General features: G+C 57.9%; 15 protein-coding genes and 1 tRNA gene. 11 read left to right on the top strand and 5 right to left on the bottom strand.

Annotation, left to right across the window (positions count from 1 at the left end):
* The first annotated feature begins 14 nt into the window (after window positions 1-14).
* Entirely contained in the window at window positions 15-1925 is a 1911-nt protein-coding gene (locus QMG40_RS13665; RefSeq protein ID WP_283531619.1) for an AMP-binding protein, read from the top strand.
* A 51-nt stretch (window positions 1926-1976) separates the two neighbouring features.
* Here the strand turns inward: QMG40_RS13665 and QMG40_RS13660 are convergent, their stop codons facing one another.
* The 3 genes from QMG40_RS13660 to QMG40_RS13650 form a co-directional block, all read right to left on the bottom strand.
* Complete coding sequence (locus QMG40_RS13660) at window positions 1977-2546, bottom strand: DUF559 domain-containing protein (RefSeq protein WP_283531618.1); 570 nt, start codon at window positions 2544-2546, stop codon at window positions 1977-1979.
* 524 nt (window positions 2547-3070) lie between these two features.
* Window positions 3071-3772 (bottom strand): response regulator, encoded by a 702-nt coding sequence (locus tag QMG40_RS13655; RefSeq protein WP_283531617.1) that lies wholly within the window; start codon window positions 3770-3772, stop codon window positions 3071-3073.
* Complete coding sequence (locus QMG40_RS13650) at window positions 3769-5586, bottom strand: sensor histidine kinase (RefSeq protein ID WP_459253012.1); 1818 nt, start codon at window positions 5584-5586, stop codon at window positions 3769-3771. Before QMG40_RS13650 ends, QMG40_RS13655 begins: the two co-directional genes overlap by 4 nt.
* A 129-nt stretch (window positions 5587-5715) precedes the next feature.
* Between QMG40_RS13650 and QMG40_RS13645 the strand changes: the two genes are divergently transcribed.
* Complete coding sequence (locus QMG40_RS13645) at window positions 5716-7110, top strand: cation:dicarboxylate symporter family transporter (protein ID WP_283531616.1); 1395 nt, start codon at window positions 5716-5718, stop codon at window positions 7108-7110.
* Between the two features lie 149 nt (window positions 7111-7259).
* Here the strand turns inward: QMG40_RS13645 and QMG40_RS13640 are convergent, their stop codons facing one another.
* Window positions 7260-8936 (bottom strand): DUF6297 family protein, encoded by a 1677-nt coding sequence (locus tag QMG40_RS13640; protein ID WP_283531615.1) that lies wholly within the window; start codon window positions 8934-8936, stop codon window positions 7260-7262.
* A gap of 4 nt (window positions 8937-8940) precedes the next feature.
* Window positions 8941-9735 carry an ABC transporter ATP-binding protein gene (locus QMG40_RS13635; RefSeq protein ID WP_283531613.1) on the bottom strand — a complete coding sequence of 265 codons (795 nt, stop codon included), beginning with the start codon at window positions 9733-9735 and terminating at the stop codon, window positions 8941-8943.
* A gap of 279 nt (window positions 9736-10014) precedes the next feature.
* On the opposite strand from QMG40_RS13635, the gene QMG40_RS13630 reads away from it, so the two are divergent.
* The 9 genes from QMG40_RS13630 (at window position 10015) to QMG40_RS13590 (ending at window position 17971) form a co-directional block, all read left to right on the top strand.
* Window positions 10015-10896 carry a ParA family protein gene (locus tag QMG40_RS13630; RefSeq protein ID WP_283531612.1) on the top strand — a complete coding sequence of 294 codons (882 nt, stop codon included), beginning with the start codon at window positions 10015-10017 and terminating at the stop codon, window positions 10894-10896.
* 49 nt (window positions 10897-10945) lie between these two features.
* Window positions 10946-11869 (top strand): segregation and condensation protein A, encoded by a 924-nt coding sequence (locus tag QMG40_RS13625; RefSeq protein WP_283531611.1) that lies wholly within the window; start codon window positions 10946-10948, stop codon window positions 11867-11869.
* The gene (gene scpB / locus QMG40_RS13620; RefSeq protein ID WP_283531610.1) at window positions 11853-12485 is read left to right on the top strand and encodes an SMC-Scp complex subunit ScpB; all 633 of its coding nucleotides are present in this window, start codon (window positions 11853-11855) and stop codon (window positions 12483-12485) included. The genes QMG40_RS13625 and scpB overlap by 17 nt, the downstream gene beginning before the upstream one ends.
* Window positions 12486-12521: 36 nt before the next feature.
* Window positions 12522-13670 (top strand): pseudouridine synthase, encoded by a 1149-nt coding sequence (locus QMG40_RS13615; RefSeq protein ID WP_283531609.1) that lies wholly within the window; start codon window positions 12522-12524, stop codon window positions 13668-13670.
* Between the two features lie 7 nt (window positions 13671-13677).
* Window positions 13678-14781 (top strand): prephenate dehydrogenase, encoded by a 1104-nt coding sequence (locus QMG40_RS13610; protein ID WP_283531608.1) that lies wholly within the window; start codon window positions 13678-13680, stop codon window positions 14779-14781.
* Window positions 14778-15518, top strand: coding sequence for a (d)CMP kinase (cmk, locus tag QMG40_RS13605; protein WP_283531607.1), 741 nt, complete (start codon window positions 14778-14780; stop codon window positions 15516-15518). The genes QMG40_RS13610 and cmk overlap by 4 nt, the downstream gene beginning before the upstream one ends.
* 23 nt (window positions 15519-15541) lie before the next feature.
* Window positions 15542-16231: a lysophospholipid acyltransferase family protein gene (locus QMG40_RS13600; protein WP_283531677.1), complete on the top strand. Its 690-nt coding sequence runs from the start codon at window positions 15542-15544 to the stop codon at window positions 16229-16231.
* A gap of 2 nt (window positions 16232-16233) precedes the next feature.
* Complete coding sequence (gene der, locus QMG40_RS13595) at window positions 16234-17790, top strand: ribosome biogenesis GTPase Der (RefSeq protein WP_283531605.1); 1557 nt, start codon at window positions 16234-16236, stop codon at window positions 17788-17790.
* A 104-nt stretch (window positions 17791-17894) separates the two neighbouring features.
* Window positions 17895-17971 (top strand) — tRNA-Pro (locus QMG40_RS13590).
* Window positions 17972-18034: the final 63 nt, after the last annotated feature.

Genomic DNA, 18034 nt, shown 5'->3' with positions numbered 1-18034 from the left:
GATGGAGACCCACCATGGCATTGCAGGCCGTTAGCTACCGAGATGAATACCAGCGCAGCATGACCGAGCCAGAGAAGTTCTGGCTCGAAGCGGCACAAGCCGTGGATTGGGTGGTGCCGCCACAGCAGGGCCACAATAAGGCAGATTCTCCCGATGGCCGGTGGTTCGCTGACGCTGAACTGAACACCTGCTACAACGCTCTGGATAGGCATGTTGCCGCCGGGCGCGGTGCACAGAGCGCACTCATCCACGATTCAGCGATGACTGGTCGCCAGCACAGCTATAGCTACGCAGAGCTGACGGAACAAGTAGCACTTTTTGCCGGGGTGCTTAGAGCTCAGGGGGTAGGCAAGGGGGACAGGGTACTGATTTATCTGCCCATGATTGCCGAAGCAGCCATTGCCATGCTTGCCACCGCCCGATTAGGGGCCATTCACTCGGTGGTTTTTGGCGGCTTTGCCGCCAGCGAACTGGCTGTGCGTATCCGGGACGCTGCTCCGAAAGTTATTGTCACCACCTCCGGCGGGCTAGAACCGAACCGTCACGTTGAATATCTGCCCACCGTTCATGAAGCGTTGGCTAAGGCAGGTGTCACCGAACTCCCCGTAATCCTCAAACACCGTGATGGCTTCGCCACTGACCCCAAAAGCCTGAATCTAAAGATCGTGGACTGGGATACTGCGCTCGCAGCCGCTGAACCCGCGGAACCGGTTCCGGTCAAGGCGACGGACCCTCTCTACATTCTCTACACTTCAGGAACTACGGGTGCGCCCAAAGGGGTGGTCCGCGACAATGGCGGGCACGCCGTCGCACTTTTATGGACCATGGCCAACCATTACAACATCGGCCCTGGTGATGTTTGGTGGACGGCGTCGGACGTTGGCTGGGTAGTGGGGCATTCCTACATTGTGTATGGGCCGCTGTTGGCCGGGGCCACCACGCTGATGTATGAAGGCAAGCCCGTGGGAACCCCGGACGCCGGCGCGTTTTGGCGTGTCATTGAGCAGCACAAAGTGAAGGCGTTGTTCACGGCGCCAACCGCTTTGCGTGCCATCCGCAAGATGGACCCGGACGCTGCCTTGTTGGAGAATTACAACATCGGCAGCCTCCAAACGCTGTTTACCGCCGGTGAGCGGCTGGATACTGACACTTATCATTGGGCGGGCAAAGTTCTCGGAGTGCCGGTGGTGGATCATTGGTGGCAGACAGAGACAGGCTGGGCGATCGTGGGTAATCCGCGTGGATTGGAGCCGCTTCCCTTGAAAGCAGGCTCACCCACCCTTCCAATGCCCGGCTTTGACCTACGCATTGTTGATGGCATGGGTGTGGAGGTGGCTTCCGGAGAAGAAGGAAACATTGTGTTGGGTCTGCCGTTGCCCCCGGGCACATTGACCACCCTCTGGAATAACGACCAGCGTTTTTTAGATTCCTATCTGAATACGTTTGAGGGTTTTTATCTCACCGGCGATTCCGGATACCAGGATGACGATGGTTATGTGTTTGTCATGGGCCGCACCGACGATGTTATTAACGTTGCTGGGCATCGGCTTTCCACCGGCGCCATCGAGCAGGTCATCGGTACCCACCCGGCAGTGGCAGAATGTGCTGTCATTGGTGTTGCCGACGCGCTTAAAGGGCAAAAGGCTATGGGTTTCGTGGTTTTGAAGTCTGGGGTGGTCATCACAGCGGATGATCTGCAGAAAGAACTCGTGGCGTTGGTGCGTAGAGAAATCGGGCCTGTGGCGGATTTCAAATCCACCACAGTGGTTGAGGCCCTGCCCAAGACCCGCTCCGGGAAGATTCTGCGTAAAACCATGCGTCAAATTGCTGATGGTGACGATTACACAGTGCCCTCAACTATTGAGGATCCTGCCGTGATTGAGGCGTTGATCCCTGTCCTTTCCGGCGATCGCCCTCCTCGTTGACATTGGAGATAATGACGCCTCCCCTTGCGTTGACATTGGAGATAATGACGCTCAGCGGGTGTCGCGACGACCCGTCCACCCTTGGGCACGTAGTGCCGTCTTAACAAGTGCGACGACGGCCTTGTCGCCTTCTTGATCCAACATGGCTTTGGTGATTCTCACCTGCCGCCACCCCAAACTCGTCAGCAACCGATCCCGGGCCGCATCAATCTTGCGCTGTCGCTCTGTGAGGTGATGCTCGCCGTCGTACTCAATGGAAACCTTCCACACAGGGATGCAGAGATCCGGCCATGATGAGTCATTTCCCTCTTCGTCTAAAACAACGAAGTTCAGGGTCAGCGTTGGTATCCCTGCTCGCTCGAGGGCAAGACGGATTCTGGTTTCCGGTGGAGAGTCGACGCCCACCTTGATGAGGTCAGCGGCCTCGCGAGCCCTCACTATGCCGCGCCTGCGGGATTCATGCTTGACGGCCTCTTGGAGGGCGGTGAGGGCTACCAGGGCAACCCGTTTAGGCCCGAAAATGCGATCGTGCTCACAGACCAGAAAGTCACCAGCTGCCACCAAATCATCGAGTTCGAGCATGACGGCCAGGTCAAGCCACGTGCGCAGTGGGGAAGTCACTGCCATTCCTCGGAGATGCACCACCTGACCTGGCTTGAAACAGGTGTGGTGCCCTGCAACGCCAATTCTCCAGGGCGGGCTCGTTGTGGCATCACGAGAAATATGGACATCAAAGTTACCTGCAAGCCACGGAGGCAAAGGAATTCCCCACAAAAGGGCTGCAGTGCAGTGGCTTGCGATTCCACCTGGCGTCACCGAGAGGATAGGCCGAATACGACTGTCGATGTCTTGATCAACTCCCCAGGGAACCCTGATGCCACGGCTGGGAGTATGAAGATCCGGTCCGGCAGTCCGCCGTCGATTGATTCCGCACTCATCGGATTCGTTGACGGTGAAAGATCTGCCTTGTATCCATTCGGGTAAAAGCTGGGCACAAGTCATGAGTTAATTTTGACTCAATTGTTACTATATTTCAGAAGTTATCCACAGGCCCGTTGGAATCGATCTGGGCGGAGGCCAGATACCGGTCACGGGGTGTAGTTATCTCCAATGTCAACGGGGGCGGGGTGTAGTTATCTCCAATGTCAACGGGGGCGGGACCAGCTGTACTCCAGTTCCGGTCGACCAGGTGAGCCGTGTCGAGGTGCTTTGGTTGCGGAGCCTGTCTCCACCAGGTGGTCAAGATATCGACGTGCGGTGACTCTGGACATGACAAGTGAAGCAGCAGCCTCGGTGGCTGAGGAGGGAGCTTGCTGCGTTCGCAACCAGTCAGCCACAGCGCTGAGTGTCTCGGGCAGCATCCCTTTGGGGAGCAGGAGCTTCCCCGTTGGACGCAACTGTGACAGGGCTCTGTCAATGGCGTCCTGCGAGGTGTGGGTCCTATCCGTGAGCACGTCGTGATAATTGCGGTAGTTGTCCAGCTTTTCTCGAAACGCCGCAAAAGTGAACGGTTTGATCAAATACGCTGTGATGCCAAGTGCAATGGCCGAACGCACCACTTGAACGTCCCTCACGGCCGTGATTGCCACTACATCTGGCATCAGACCCAGCCCATGGATACGCCGCAACAAATCCAGTCCATGTCCGTCTGTCAGATTCATGTCCAAAAGAATGAGCTGAATGGATGCGATATTGGGATCGTTCAGCACAGCCAGGGCAGCCCCCATTCCGTGGGCCTCAGCCACCACCTCAAAGCCTTCTAGTCGACGGACATATTCTGCGTGGGCCGCCAATGCAATGGGTTCGTCATCCACGACGAGCACCCGGATGGGCTCGGGAGCGCTCATGATGGATTCCTAACTTCTGGAGTTGGGCCTAGGGGGAGGGTGCCGGCGGGGCGTGAACCTTGCGGGTGTGGTCCCAGCGGCAGTCCCGCTAGGGGCACGACGGCGGTCATGACAGCGCCGCCGTCGTTCTCGCCAGTGATGGTGCCGCCTAGCGCTGCGGTGGCTCGGCGGATCAAGGCAATGCCATAGCCGCGGCCACCAGGTGCCACGGAGGTTTTGCCGGTGGTGCCAATCCGGCCCAGCACATCCAGATCAGTGGTGGGCAAGCCCTGACCGTTGTCCGCCACGGTGAGTGTCAAGGCTCCGTCGGCAACGAGGAGGTCCACCCAGACGGTGGGCTGTGGCGATTCGTTGGTAGGGGATTCTATGCCGGTGGATTCCTTGCCGGGGGATTCTATGTGCAGGGACGCTGACGCAGCGGCTTCAATGGCGTTGTCCACTAAATTGCCCAACAAAGTTACAAGTTCGCGAGTATCTAAAGTATTTGTTGGAAGTGTGCCGGATGCTGTGAGTTCTAGGATGACCCCACGTTCATCGGCTTGGGCACGTTTGCCCAGCAGAAGGGCGGCTAGGAACGGTTCAGTCACGCTGCTGACAAACTCGCCACCGAGCAGCACACTCTCGGAATGTTCTGCCGTAGCGAAGTCAAGGGCTTCCCGCGTGCGGTCAAGTTCGATCAAGGAAATGATGGCATGTAAACGGTTGGCGTGCTCGTGTGTTTGAGAGCGCAACGCCTCAACCAACGTTTGGGTGCTGCTGAGACTGCCTGCCAAGGCTGTCAGCTCCGTGTGGTCGCGCAAGGTGGCAACCGTGCCGGCCGGAGCCGGATTTCCCGGTGTCTGTGCAGGACGTTGGCTCACAACCAGCAAGCGGTCCGCGGCGAGGTGAACCTCGTCCGTGGCGATGCGCCCGCTTTGTAGTAATTCCCGCAGTGAAGCGGGCAGACCCAGCGAAGCGAGGCCGGGGCGTGGCGGGGGAGAAACACGCGCACGGCTAAGGGGGCTCTGCGACGTCGCCCGTCTTGGGGTGCGCGTGGAAACAGACGCCACCGTGGGACCGGGCGGATCGATGCCCAACAGCAGCGCGGCGTGATCGTTGTACAAAACCATGGATCCGCGCGTATCCACAAGGATCAGGCCCTCACGGACGGAATGCAGCACAGATTCGTAGTAGGCAAACAACTGTCCTAGTTCCTCCGGGCCCCAGCCCAGAGTCACACGTTTGAGGTACCTGCCCAGGGCCCAAGCCGCCAATGACCCGGCCAGTAGCAGGGCTGCGGCAAGCCCCAACACTGCCGGGAGCCTAGCGGCTACGAGTACCTGCACATTGCTAACAGTCACCCCGGCGGCCACCATGCCCGTCACGTCTCCGGAGGCGTCCTTGATGGGAACAACAACCCGCACTGACGGGCCAAGGGTGCCTGTTGTGGTCTCGGAATAAGTAGCTCCTGACTGCGCTTGAGTCATGGAACCTACATATGGTTTGTTGATCTGGCCCGGGTCGGGGTGGGTCCACCGGATACCATCCGGGTCCATGATGGTGATGAAGTCAACCCCTGCATCGCGCATGACTGCTTTGGCATACGGCTGGAGTACGGATGTCGGATCGGGCTCCGAAGCTGCCGCAACAACCAGCGGTGAATCGGCAATAGTCGTGGCGACCGAAAGCATGCGTTGGCTGGTCTGCTCATAGGTTCGGGAGCCGGCGTCGGACACCCAAAGGGCGGCTAAGCAGCCCGTCAGGAGCACGACAAACAGCAGATTGGCTGCGAACAATCTGCGGGCAATGCTCCATCCTCGCCAGAACCGGACCAACGTGGGCACCTTTCGTACGACCAATATGAACACAACAGTGAGATAAGTCACTCTGACGGGCAATCTTATGTGAGAGGGATCGCACGCGACACCCACCAATGCTAATCACCAGAACCACAAGGAGTCACCATGAGCTCTCAAAGAAGAGGGACCGCCGCTACGGTCAAAACGAAACGACGCAGGATGGATAAGACCCATTGGCTGTACATCGCAGTCATTGCAGCGGTGGTAGTGGGCACGGCGATCGGATTGATGGCCCCTGAACTTGGGAAAGCGCTCAAACCGCTCGGCACAATGTTTATCGCCTTGATCAAGATGGTTATTGCCCCCATTATTTTCTGCACCTTGGTGATAGGCGTTGGCTCCATCGCCAAGGCAACCACAGTAGGCAAAGTAGGTGGCCTGGCGCTGCTGTACTTCATGATCATGTCCACAGTTGCTTTGGCAATCGGTCTGCTGGTGGGCAACATCATCCACCCTGGCGCCGGTCTAAAGCTGCAACCGTACAGTGCCGCTGCGGGAGCTCAAGAAAACTCCACAGTGAAGTTCCTCATGGAAATGATTCCTGGCGATATCCCGGTGCTGCCTACTCTGGTGCTTGCTTTGATGGTTGGGTTCGCGCTGCAGTCCATGGGCAAATCAGGGGAGCCCGTTCTCAACGCCGTGAAGCAACTACAAAAAGTTGTCTTTAAACTGATGATGATGATTATGTGGCTGGCCCCGGTAGGCGCTTTTGGCGCCATTGCCGCCGTTGTGGGCGCCACAGGATGGGCTGCTATCGGCTCCATGGCCATCCTGATGGGTGCGTTCTACCTAACCTGCGCGCTTTTCATTGTGGTTATCCTGGGCTCTATTCTGCGTCTTGTCACGGGCCTGAACATCTTTGCTTTGATGCGCTACCTGGCTCGCGAATACCTCTTGATTTTTGCCACATCCTCCTCCGAATCTGCCCTGCCGCGCCTGATGGCAAAGATGGAGCACGCAGGAGTTTCCAAGCCGGTTGTGGGCATCACCGTCCCCACCGGTTACTCCTTCAACCTCGACGGCACAGCCATTTACCTGACAATGAGCGCCCTGTTCATCTCCACCGCCATGGACATGCCTATGAATCTTGGCGAACAGATCGGTTTGCTGGTGTTCATGGTCATCGCTTCAAAGGGTGCTGCCGGTGTCACTGGTGCCGGGCTGGCCACTCTTGCCGCCGGTTTGGCCGCACACAAGCCGATCCTGCTCGACGGCATGGGCGTGATTGTGGGCATTGATAAGTTCATGTCCGAATGCCGTGCCCTCACCAACTTCACCGGTAACGCCGTAGCCACCTTGCTCATTGGCAAATGGACGCATGAGTTGGACATGGATAAGGCCCGGGCGGTACTCGCCGGCCGTGACCCCTTTGATGAGCTGTCAATGGACGACGACGAACATGACTCCCAGCCCTCCGCCGGCATTGACGGGAACGACTCCGGCAACGACGTTCCTGCCCGGCCAACAGATGCGAAGAAGCCGGTCCCGGCATACGTCTAGATCGCATACGTCTAGATCGCATACGTCTAGATCGAGTACGTCTAGAACTCGAAAATAAAGCAGGTGGCCACCGTTGTGGGGTGGCCACCTGCTTTATCCATTGACGTGGTTGCGGTGGCGGCTCCGGAATACGGGCAGAGCCGGTGGGGCTACTTGGGGACGGGGACAGCTGGCATGCCGAAGAGGCCGCCGTCTTTTGCCGATTTTGGTTTGCGGATGTGAGTGCCCCACAAGAACGCCAGCCAGGTCAGTGTCAACTGAGCGGGGAATGCTACAAGTGGCACCCCGCCAGAGATCAGACAGATCAGCACCGGCAGGAGCACAATCAAGGTTAAGTCCGGTCCAATCAAAAATGATTTAATGGCTCCGGTGGGAATGGGCCCCATGGGAGCCGCCACAGGAGGCATATTCCAATCGGGCGCCGGCCTGAACCCTGCACGTAAGGTGGCTGCACCCAGACCAGGGCCGGCAAACACTACCAACGCCAGCAGTGCCGGTGAACCCACGCCCAATGCCAGCAACAGTGAGAAAGCGACTGGCGCCCACAGAGTCATTACGGCTGCTGGAAGAACATAGTGCACCAGGCGCACGGTCTTGGCAGGCAGCGGCATCAGCATGTCCACGGCCGGGTTCCCTGCCGAGAAGCGTGCCGTTGACCCTAGCGCCATAGCGGAAAAATGCGCGCACAAATAAAGTGCCACAGCAATCAATACTGCATTGCCCAGGAACTCTACCGATGCCAGGGAAGCAGGAATTGCAGCCAGTACCAGGACCCGTAGAAGAACCGTGGGGGATCGAAGAGCCATGGTGGCGTGGGTGCTGATCAGTGTTTTCACACTTCGTGAAGTGAGCGTGCCACCCTTGAAAATCAGTTTCAGCCGCACTTTGCTTTTGCCTGTAGACGGTCCGGCGCTCAACGATCTGGATAACTCCGTTGCATCCATGGACAACAAAGAGCTGGCCGCGTAAGCCCCGGCCGCGGCGCTGGCCTTGAGCTGGCCTGTGGTGATGCGTTCAAGATTGAGGTAGACAATTGTTAGCAGCCCCAATGCCAGGACCAGCACCACCAACAATGGCCAGCGTGCACCGTCGGCCACCAATAAGGGCCAACTGGTGGGAAGGTACTTCATCCATGCCGTTTGGGCCCCGGTAATGGCTCCCGTTCCGGCAACATTGTTGTAAAGCGCCGTGGCAACAAGTGTCAGGGGGGCAATGACAGTGATAGCGCCCATGATGTTTTTTAGCCATGCCCCCGAATTGGTGATCTGGCACCAAGAGGCCAGACCATAGAGCAGCCAGGCCAGCCCAGCCCCACAGAGCGAGGCCAAGGCAATCGAGCCAGGAGTGGGGTTCTTGGACATGCCGAGAGCCAACGGCAAAACTATGATCAGAGCGGCCACGCTTGGCAAGATCATCGATTTCAAAAAGCCTGGCTGGATGAAGCCTCGCCGGCGCACCGGCAGCCCCAGCCACCACGCAGTTTGGGGCAGTGCCATGGCGATCGGGCCCATCGTCATTTCAAGGGCCAACAGTCCTGCCGCCAATGTCAGTAAGACTGTGGCGCTGGCTTGGAGCAGCGTTACCGAGTGGAAGCCTGGGGCCACTGCTGAGGCCAGCAGCGCCGATTCATCCCCCACGCCCAAGCTATGACGCAGGGCCACAATAATTGCCCCAGCCATTGTTAGCAGGGTTAAGCCGCCGAGAATGGAAGTGTAGACCTCCGAAATGAGTTCCATGAGCCCGCCTTCAGTGCGGCTCAGGCCAGCACGGAAGGTGTATTGGCGAATATCTTTGGCGCTAAAACGCTCGCGTGTTTGCAAGGCCATGGCGTTAGTCCGTGTGGGGGTTCTCGGAGGCAATGGCCACCGCGGCTTGGGCTGGGGTCATCGTGTGAATCGTATCTGCAATGAACAAAGCCTTAGTGGCCACGGTGGATAGAAAGGCGGGGTCGTGGGTGACAACGAGCAGAGCCAGTCCGGCGTCTACTTCTGCTCGCAGGCGGGTGGCCAGCCTGTGCCGCATTGACGTGTCCAGACGTTGTTCGGGTTCATCAAGGACCAGCAAGGAGCGTGGGCGCACAAACGCGGACGCGAGGAGCATTCTCCGGCGCTGTCCGGAGGATAAATTGTAGGGTCTTGACTTCGCTTGGGCGGCCAATCCAAAGAATTCAAGCTCGGTGGCAATGACCTCTTCGACGTCTTCGACCCCATGCCCGGCCGCAACGATCGCCAGGTGCTCCTCAACTGTCAACGCGGGGAAGAAAGCATCGTCGTCAAAAACCACGGCAACTTCGCGGCGGAAGTCCAGGGTCCTGTCATCCACTGCGGCACCGTTGATCATGGTTGTTCCAGAGACAGCCGGAAGCTGACCCACCACTGTTTTCACAACAGTTGATTTACCGGCCCCGTTGGGACCAACCAAGGCCAGAGCTTGGGCCGAATGCACACTGAAGCTGACAACCCCACAGACAGCCTTACCGCTGTAACCGGCCTGCAACTTCTCGGCGCGGACAATATCTTTGCGACCCTTGCCGTTGGGACCCTTGGGGTCTGTAGGACTCTTGGGATCCGTAGAATCTTTGGGCTGTGGGGGATTACGGTGGGAAGGGCTGGTAGCTTTGGTCATCACTTGGAAGTATAGGCGCGCGAGCGCACCAAACAGCAGTTGATCACGGTGAACGGCACTGACTTCCTTGGCATGTCAAGGGAGAATATAGGGTTCGGGATGGAAAGATTTTGGCTCTCTGATGGGCTTCTTGGGGCCCTGAGCGAAACATTCATCCTCAACCTGAGGGTCAAGGCTCAAAAGCTATCAAGGGTAAATGTCCTAAACATGCCCGCAGAAACCGGTAACGTAGTCACTGGCAGTGGTGGATTAATTAGCGGCGAAAGTGTGGACTGACAGGTGAGCAACGAGCAGGGTGCAACGGCACTTGCCGGCGAAGATGTAATGGGCCCTACGGGTCGGCCCCTAACGGAATTCCCAGAGCCGCCAGTACTGTCTTCCCATGGCCCGGCACGCGTTATTGCCATGGTCAATCAAAAGGGCGGGGTCGGCAAAACTACTTCGACCATTAATTTAGGTGCTGCCTTGGCCGAAGCCGGGCGCAAAGTACTATTGGTGGACTTCGATCCCCAGGGCGCGTTGTCCGCCGGTTTGGGAACAAACCCTCACGAACTCGACATCACCGTATATAACGTGCTGATGGACCGAAAAGTTGATATTCGTGACGCTATTCTCCATACGGAGATCGAGAACATTGACATTCTTCCCGCCAATATTGACCTCTCAGCGGCTGAAGTTCAACTTGTCAATGAGGTTGCGCGCGAGCAGGTCCTAGCCAGCGCGTTGCGCAAGGTTGAAGATGACTATGACGTTGTCCTCATTGATTGCCAGCCCTCCTTGGGGTTGCTCACCGTCAATGCGCTGACGGCTGCCCACGGCGTGATCATCCCGCTCATCTGCGAATTTTTTGCCCTGCGTGCTGTGGCTCTTCTGGTGGAGACCATTGACAAAGTCCAGGACCGTCTCAACCCCGGTCTACAGGTGGACGGCGTGTTGGCTACTATGTATGACTCCCGCACATTGCATGGGCGGGAAGTGCTGGCACGTCTTGTAGAGGCGTTTGGCGATAAAGTCTTTGAAACCGTGATTAAACGGACCATTAAGTTCGCGGATGCATCCGTTGCCGCCGAACCAATAACTACTTTTGCAGCGAACCACCAAGGTGCCGAGTCCTATAGGCGGCTTGCCAAAGAACTGATAGCACGAGGCGGCTCGCCCTAATTTGATGTCACCAACACAAACCGCGGGGATCGCGGTAGAGGCAGCACCGATGAATGAACAGCGTGCCAGCACACAGCTGGCCAAGGAGCAGTCGGCTGCAGTGCAGACTGGCAGCAAGGGTTTTGAAGTTCGATTAGAGAACTTCACCGGGCCTTTTGACCTGCTCTTGGGGCTCATTTCCAAGCACGAAATGGATATCACAGATGTTGCTATTGCCACTGTCACCGATGAGTTCATCAGTTACTTGAAGTCGCTGGCGGAATTGGGGCAGGAATGGGCTCTGGATGAGGCCAGCGAGTTCCTGGTCTTAGCCGCAACACTTTTGGACCTCAAGGCTGCCCGGCTGTTGCCTGCCGGCGAGGTGGAGAATGACGAAGACTTGGCCCTTTTGGAGGCCCGCGACCTGTTGTTCGCCCGTCTTTTGCAGTACAAGGCCTTCAAGGAAGTTGCCATCCTCATGGGTGCGGAGCTCCAACGAGAAGCACAACGCTTTCCCCGCCAAGTGGGCCTTGAACCGCAATTTGCCGCCCTCCTGCCCGAATTGGTGTGGCGCCACACTCCTGAGCAATTCGCCGAACTTGCCGCCAAAGCGTTGGAAGCCAGAGCTGCACCACGCACGGACGTGGAACTTTCACATCTGCATGTCCAGGCCGTCAGTGTTAGGGAACAAGCCGCCATCATCACGGCCAAGCTCACAGCAGGACGGCCCAAGGGCATGATTGCCAGCGTCCCGGTCTGGACCGGAACGCCGCTGTCCTTTGCCACCCTCAGTGCTGACGCAGAATCATCCATGGTTGTTGTTGCCCGATTCCTGGCCCTGCTAGAACTGTTCAGGGACCAAATGGTGGCCTTCGATCAGCCCCGCCCTCTAGGCGAACTATTGGTGCAATGGTGTGCGGGAACAGCCATCGTGGACAGTACGGCAAGCGACTTCGATCAGGAGAGCAGGGATGTGGATGACGGAGGAAAATGACCAGCAGTTCCCTGGCTTGACTATGCCGGAACTGCTGGAATCTCCAGACGGTGTCAAAGCTGCCCTTGAGGCTGTTTTGATGGTTGTTGATGAGCCTGTCTCCGAAGAAGCGTTAGCAGCCGTAGTGGGTTTACCCACAGCAACGGTACGTGATCTATTACACGAACTGGCAAGGGAATACGACGGTTATACTAGAAAGGGTGGCACCTTACCGGTCCGCGGCTTTGAACTCCGGCAACTAGCCGGGGGATGGCGTGTTTATTCACGGGCTGCTTACGCCGAGATCGTGTCGAAGTTTGTTGTGGACGGCCAGACGGCCCGGCTCACGCAAGCGGCCTTGGAAACCTTGGCGGTGATTGCCTACCGTCAGCCGGTCTCACGAGCTCGTGTTTCCGCTATTCGCGGAGTCAACGTGGATTCGGTGGTGAGGACGCTTGCGCAGCGCGGACTGATTGAGGAAGTGGGCACCGATCCGGTGTCTGGCGCATTCCTGTACCGCACCACAGCGTACTTTTTAGAACGGCTGGGGATGGGCAGCGTTGATGAGTTGCCGCAAATTGCACCTCACCTGCCCGGTCTGGAAAACCTCCAAGATTTTGATGATTCACATTTTTAGCACGACCACAACATTTAGTATTTTAAGGACACACCAATGACACCGACACCTCGCTCCGGAAGTTCTTCCGGGCAGAACCAGCCGCGTGGCGGCAAACCCCGTTCTGGCGCACCCAAGTCCGGTGGTTTTAAAGCCGGCGGTAGCAAGTTTGGTGCACCCAGATCTGGTGGCAGCAAATTTGGCGCACCCAAGACCGGGAGCAACCGGTCGGAGTCCAACGATGGCTACATCAAGCCGGGCGCGGCTAGGGCAGCCGGTTACAAAACCGGTGGGCCCAAGGACAGCTCCGCCAAGTCTCGTGGACCGAAGCCGGCCGCACGCAAGCCCACCCAGAGCGGTGCCCGTCCGTTTAAGAATGAGCAGTACGGCCGCACCGTCAGCCCGTCCAAGAACCGGCCCACTGAGCAGAACCGCCGCCCAACACGCACCACTGACGACATCGACATGCACAATGCCGAAGGCATTCGCCTGCAAAAGGTGATGGCCATGGCTGGCGTAGCATCCCGCCGTTTGTGCGAGGACATGATCCTTGAAGGACGCGTTCAGGTTGACGGCGTCACCGTTACACAGCTTGGTTTGCGCGTGGATCCGGAAACAACTGACATAGCAGTTGATGGCATGACCATTCAGACCAACGAACAAATGGTCTACATGGTGTTCAACAAGCCCAAGGGTGTTGTTTCCACCATGGATGATCCTGAAGGGCGTCCGTGCATTACGGACTTCTTGAAGAAGCGCCAGACTCGGGAGCGTCTTTTCCACGTGGGTCGTTTGGACACTAGCACTGAGGGCTTGCTGATCTTAACGAACGACGGCGAGCTTTCCAACCGCTTGAGCCACCCCAAATACGAAATTCCTAAAACCTATTTGGTGCAGGTTCGCGGTCCGATGGCACATGGAATTGGTGCCCAGCTCAAGGATGGCGTTGAGCTTGAGGACGGCTGGCAGCGGGTTGACTCCTTCCGCTTGGTGGACTCGACTCCGGGGCACGTGCTGGCAGAAGTTGTTTTGCACTCAGGAAAGAACCGTATTGTGCGCCGCATGTTTGATGCTGTGGGCTACCCGGTTGAGCGTCTTGTCCGCGTAAAGTTTGGACCCATCGCTCTGGGCGATCAGCGCCAGGGCAGTGTTCGCGTCCTGGGCCGTCACGAGGTTGGTTACCTGCTGGCAGACGTAGGGATGTAAGCAGCGAATGAATCCGTCGCACTTGAGAGGTCCAGTGCTGATTCTTGGCAGCGGGCTGCTGGGAGCCAGCATTGGTCTTGGGCTGCGGGCCCGTGGTATCGAGGTTGTTCTTTACGATCCCTCCCCCTCGGCCCAGGCAGTGGCTGTGGACATTGGTGCCGGCTGCGCCTTTGACGCCGCAGCTGAACTGAACCCTGAGCTAGTAGTGGTCGCTGCACCGCCGGATGTTACGGCTTCGGTAGTGGCTGCCGCGCTCACCACCTACCCCCGCGCCGTCGTGGTGGATATAGCAAGTGTCAAGGGTTCGGTCCTGGCGCAACTTCAGTGTCTTGAAACACTGGAGAGCAAGTCTTTGGAGCGTTATGTGGGCACCCACCCTATGGCTGGACGGGAACGCTCAGGCCCCGTTGCTGCGCGCGCGGAACTGTTCAATTCGATGCCTTGGGTGCTATGCCCCGCAGAGTCAAGCAGCGCGCATGCCGTGAAGGTGGCGCATTCATTGGCGCTGGAACTTGACGCTGTCGTGTTCGCGTTTACTCCGGATGAGCACGATGGGGCTGTGGCACTTGTTTCGCATTTGCCTCAGATCATGTCCTCCCTGGTAGCAAGCAGACTCCAGGAAACGCCGTCGCACGCTTTGTCACTTTCTGGCAACGGCTTGCGCGACGTGACCCGGATTGCTGCCAGCGATCCCTCCTTGTGGGTGCAGATTCTAGGCGCCAACGCTCCGAAGCTGCTTGAAATCATGGAAGGGGTCCGGACGGACCTGGACCGTTTGATCAAAACGCTCAGTGCGCCCACGGCTCCCGGGGCACGGTTGGACCTGGCACAGCTCATGGCTGAAGGGAACGCCGGGCAAAGCCGGATTCCCGGTAAACATGGTGGTCCTGCTTTGCAGTACTCGTGGTTGACAGTGCTTGTTAACGACAAGCCCGGGCAGATCGCAAAGTTGCTGACCGAGATCGGTGAGATTGGCGTCAACGTCGAGGATCTGCGCCTTGACCACTCGGCAGGGCATCAGGTTGGCATGGTTGAACTTTCAGTGCTGCCCTCACGGCGGGTACTGCTGGTTGATGAATTGACTGTACGCGGTTGGAAGGTAATGCAATGAACAAGTTTGAAGAGGCTGCACAGGGTGCAGAGCCGGTGGATGCTCAGTTGCGCCAAGGCAAATCCTTCGTGGTTGCCGTGGACGGACCCTCCGGATCAGGGAAGTCAAGTGTGAGCAAGGCCGTTGCCAAGCGGCTTGGTCTGGCATTTTTGGACACCGGGGCCATGTACCGCGGTTTGACCTGGCACTGCCTCAACGCCGGTTTTGACCTGAATAACGCGGCCATGGTTGAGGCCGCGGCGCGGACCATCAAGCTTGAACAGAGCATGGAACCAGAGTCTGAATTTGTCAGGGTCAACGGCGTGAATGTCACAACGGCCATCCGTGAGCCGGAAATTTCCGCCTCCGTCAGCACAGTGGCAACTAATCTAGGTGCACGCGCCGAGCTGGTGCGTCGCCAGCAGGCCATCATTGCCGAGTACAACCACCGCATTGTGGTTGAAGGACGGGACATCACCACTGTTGTTGCCCCCGGAGCCGAGGCACGCCTGATCCTGACAGCCAGCGAGGAAGCCCGTCTGCGTCGACGAGGCCTGCAACTGGGTGGGACGCAGACTGCCGAACAGCTTGCCGAGCAGGTGCTTGCCCGCGATGCCAAGGACTCGAGCGTCGTAGACTTCCGGCGTGCTGCCGACGGAGTTTATACAGTTGACTCTTCGGAACTGGATTTTGTGCAAACTGTGGAGGCCGTCATTGCCGTGATCCGCCAAGCAATCAATGCAGATCCGCCTGCATGAACACAAAAGAAAAACCGTTGGCGATGATTACTGTTCCACCTCCGCGGTGGAAAACGCGCTGGAGCCGGCCTCTGGGGCGTGTGATTGACCACGCCGTGTACAGGACAACAGTCTTGGGGCGGGCTAACATTCCTTGCGAGGGCGCTGTCGTGTTTGCTGCAAATCACCTCAGCTACCTTGATGGCCCGGTGCTGGTTGGCGCTAGCAGCAGGTACATGCATGTTTTGGTTCGCCATAACATGTTTAAAGGACTTCTCGGTTGGATTTTGCACGCCTCCGGACAGATCCCAGTCAACCGGGGTGGAGACCGTACAGCCCTACAATGCGCTAAAGCGGTCCTGGACCGCGGAGACTGCGTTGGAATCCTGCCAGAAGGTACCAGGGGCAGCGGAGATGCCTCTGCCATGAGCGGTGGGGTAGCGTGGCTGGCACTTAACTCAAGTGCCGTCGTCGTCCCGGTAGCTATTCTGGGAACCCGGTATACGGGGGAACATCTCGATAAAATTCCAGCACCGCGGCGTAGGCTCTATGTGGTGTTTGGGGAACCATTGTCAATCACGGGTGAGCCGGGAGTTTCCGGCCGTGTTTCAATGGACAGAGCAACCGAACAAATCCGCCTGCGGCTGGCGACACACATAGCCGCCGCACAAGCCGTAACGGGGCAGGATTTGCCTGCGGACGATCACCTATCTTCAAAGCATAAAGGACAGTAACCATGAGCGACTCCAAGTCAACCACACCCGCCGGTGACGGCGAGGTTGGTCACCAGGACTACGTACCCACGGGTACTGACCAGATAGCTGAGAGGCTGGCGGCGATCTCTGACGAGGACGCCGATGCCCGCGCGGCAGGGCTCCTTGCAGGCCTTGCCAACTACGAGCTCGACGACGAAGATGCGGCACTGCTTTCGGGTGGGTTCGACGAAGGCGACGACTTTGATGCGCTGCGTCAGGATCCGATACTTGCCATTGTTGGCCGTCCCAACGTGGGCAAGTCAACACTTGTCAACCGTATCCTGGGCCGCCGTGAAGCGGTTGTCGAGGACACCCCCGGAGTAACCCGCGACCGGGTCCAGTACACAGCCGACTGGCTTGGACGCAATTTCACCGTGGTTGATACCGGTGGCTGGGAGCGCGATGCGCGTGGACTGGATTTGCGCGTTGCTGAGCAGGCCGAACTGGCTGTGGAGATGGCTGATGCAGTACTCCTGGTAGTGGATGCGATAGTAGGAATTACTGCCTCCGATGAGGCTATTGTGCGCATGCTGCGCAAGTCCAAGAAGCCTGTCATCCTTGTAGGTAATAAAATTGATGACCTCGTCCAGGAAGCCGATGCCGCAACTCTGTGGGGGTTGGGGCTGGGGGAACCGCACCCCGTTTCCGCCGTCCATGGCCGTGGTGTGGCGGACATGCTTGATCGGGTCATGGAGGTTCTGCCGGAGTTTTCCGCAGTTGACGGCATCGAACGCACGGGAGGGCCCCGCCGCATCGCTTTGCTGGGACGGCCCAACGTGGGAAAGTCTTCACTGCTGAACAAGCTCGCAGGCACGGAGCGCGTGGTAGTTGATAACGTTGCAGGCACCACCCGCGATCCGGTAGATGAGCTCATTGAGCTTGGCGATCGCACCTGGCGCTTCGTGGACACAGCAGGAATACGTCGCCGCGTGCACATGGCCCAGGGTGCCGACTTCTACGCGTCGCTACGTACCCAGACTGCCTTGGAAAAGGCGGAAGTTGCTGTAGTGCTGATGGCGGTGGATGAGGTACTCAGTGAGCAGGATGTGCGCATCCTGCAGTTGGTTATTGAGTCAGGGCGTGCACTGGTGTTGGCGTTCAATAAGTGGGACTTGATGGACGATGAACGCCGCAAGTACCTAGAACGTGAAATCGATCAGGATCTTGCCCACGTCGAATGGGCACCGCGGGTGAACATTTCAGCTAAAACTGGTTGGCACAAGGACAAATTGGTTCCCGCCCTGGACATAGCACTGGAGAACTGGGATCGGCGCATCCCCACAGGTCGCCTCAATGCTTTCCTGGGGGAATTGGTTTCGGAACACCCGCACCCCGTGCGGGGCGGCAAGCAGCCACGTATTTTGTTCGGCACTCAGGCATCGAGCCGACCGCCGAAGTTCGTCCTGTTCACCACAGGCTTCCTTGACCCCGGATACCGCCGCTTCATTACTCGCCGCCTGCGTGAAACCTTCGGCTTCGAAGGAACACCCATCGAAGTGGCCATGCGAGTACGTGAAAAACGGAGCCGGAAGAAGTAAGCTGACTCACAGTTCAACCTGTTTTGGTCCTGTCTCGGGTAAATATGAGGTAAGCTTCTTCAGGTGGTTCAGCCACGGGAGATACCTTCTGGATGCTGAACTTTCGGGCTGTAGCGCAGCTTGGTAGCGCACTTGACTGGGGGTCAAGGGGTCGCAAGTTCAAATCTTGTCAGCCCGACCACAACAAACCCGCTGTTCTCTGGTTTCAAACTAGAGGACAGCGGGTTTTTTGGTGCCGCAAACC

This window comes from Arthrobacter antibioticus (genome assembly GCF_030063205.1).
Classification (GTDB): domain Bacteria; phylum Actinomycetota; class Actinomycetes; order Actinomycetales; family Micrococcaceae; genus Specibacter.
The sequence above is the reverse complement of the archived record's forward strand: the minus strand, read 5'-3'. Positions and strand labels throughout refer to the sequence as shown.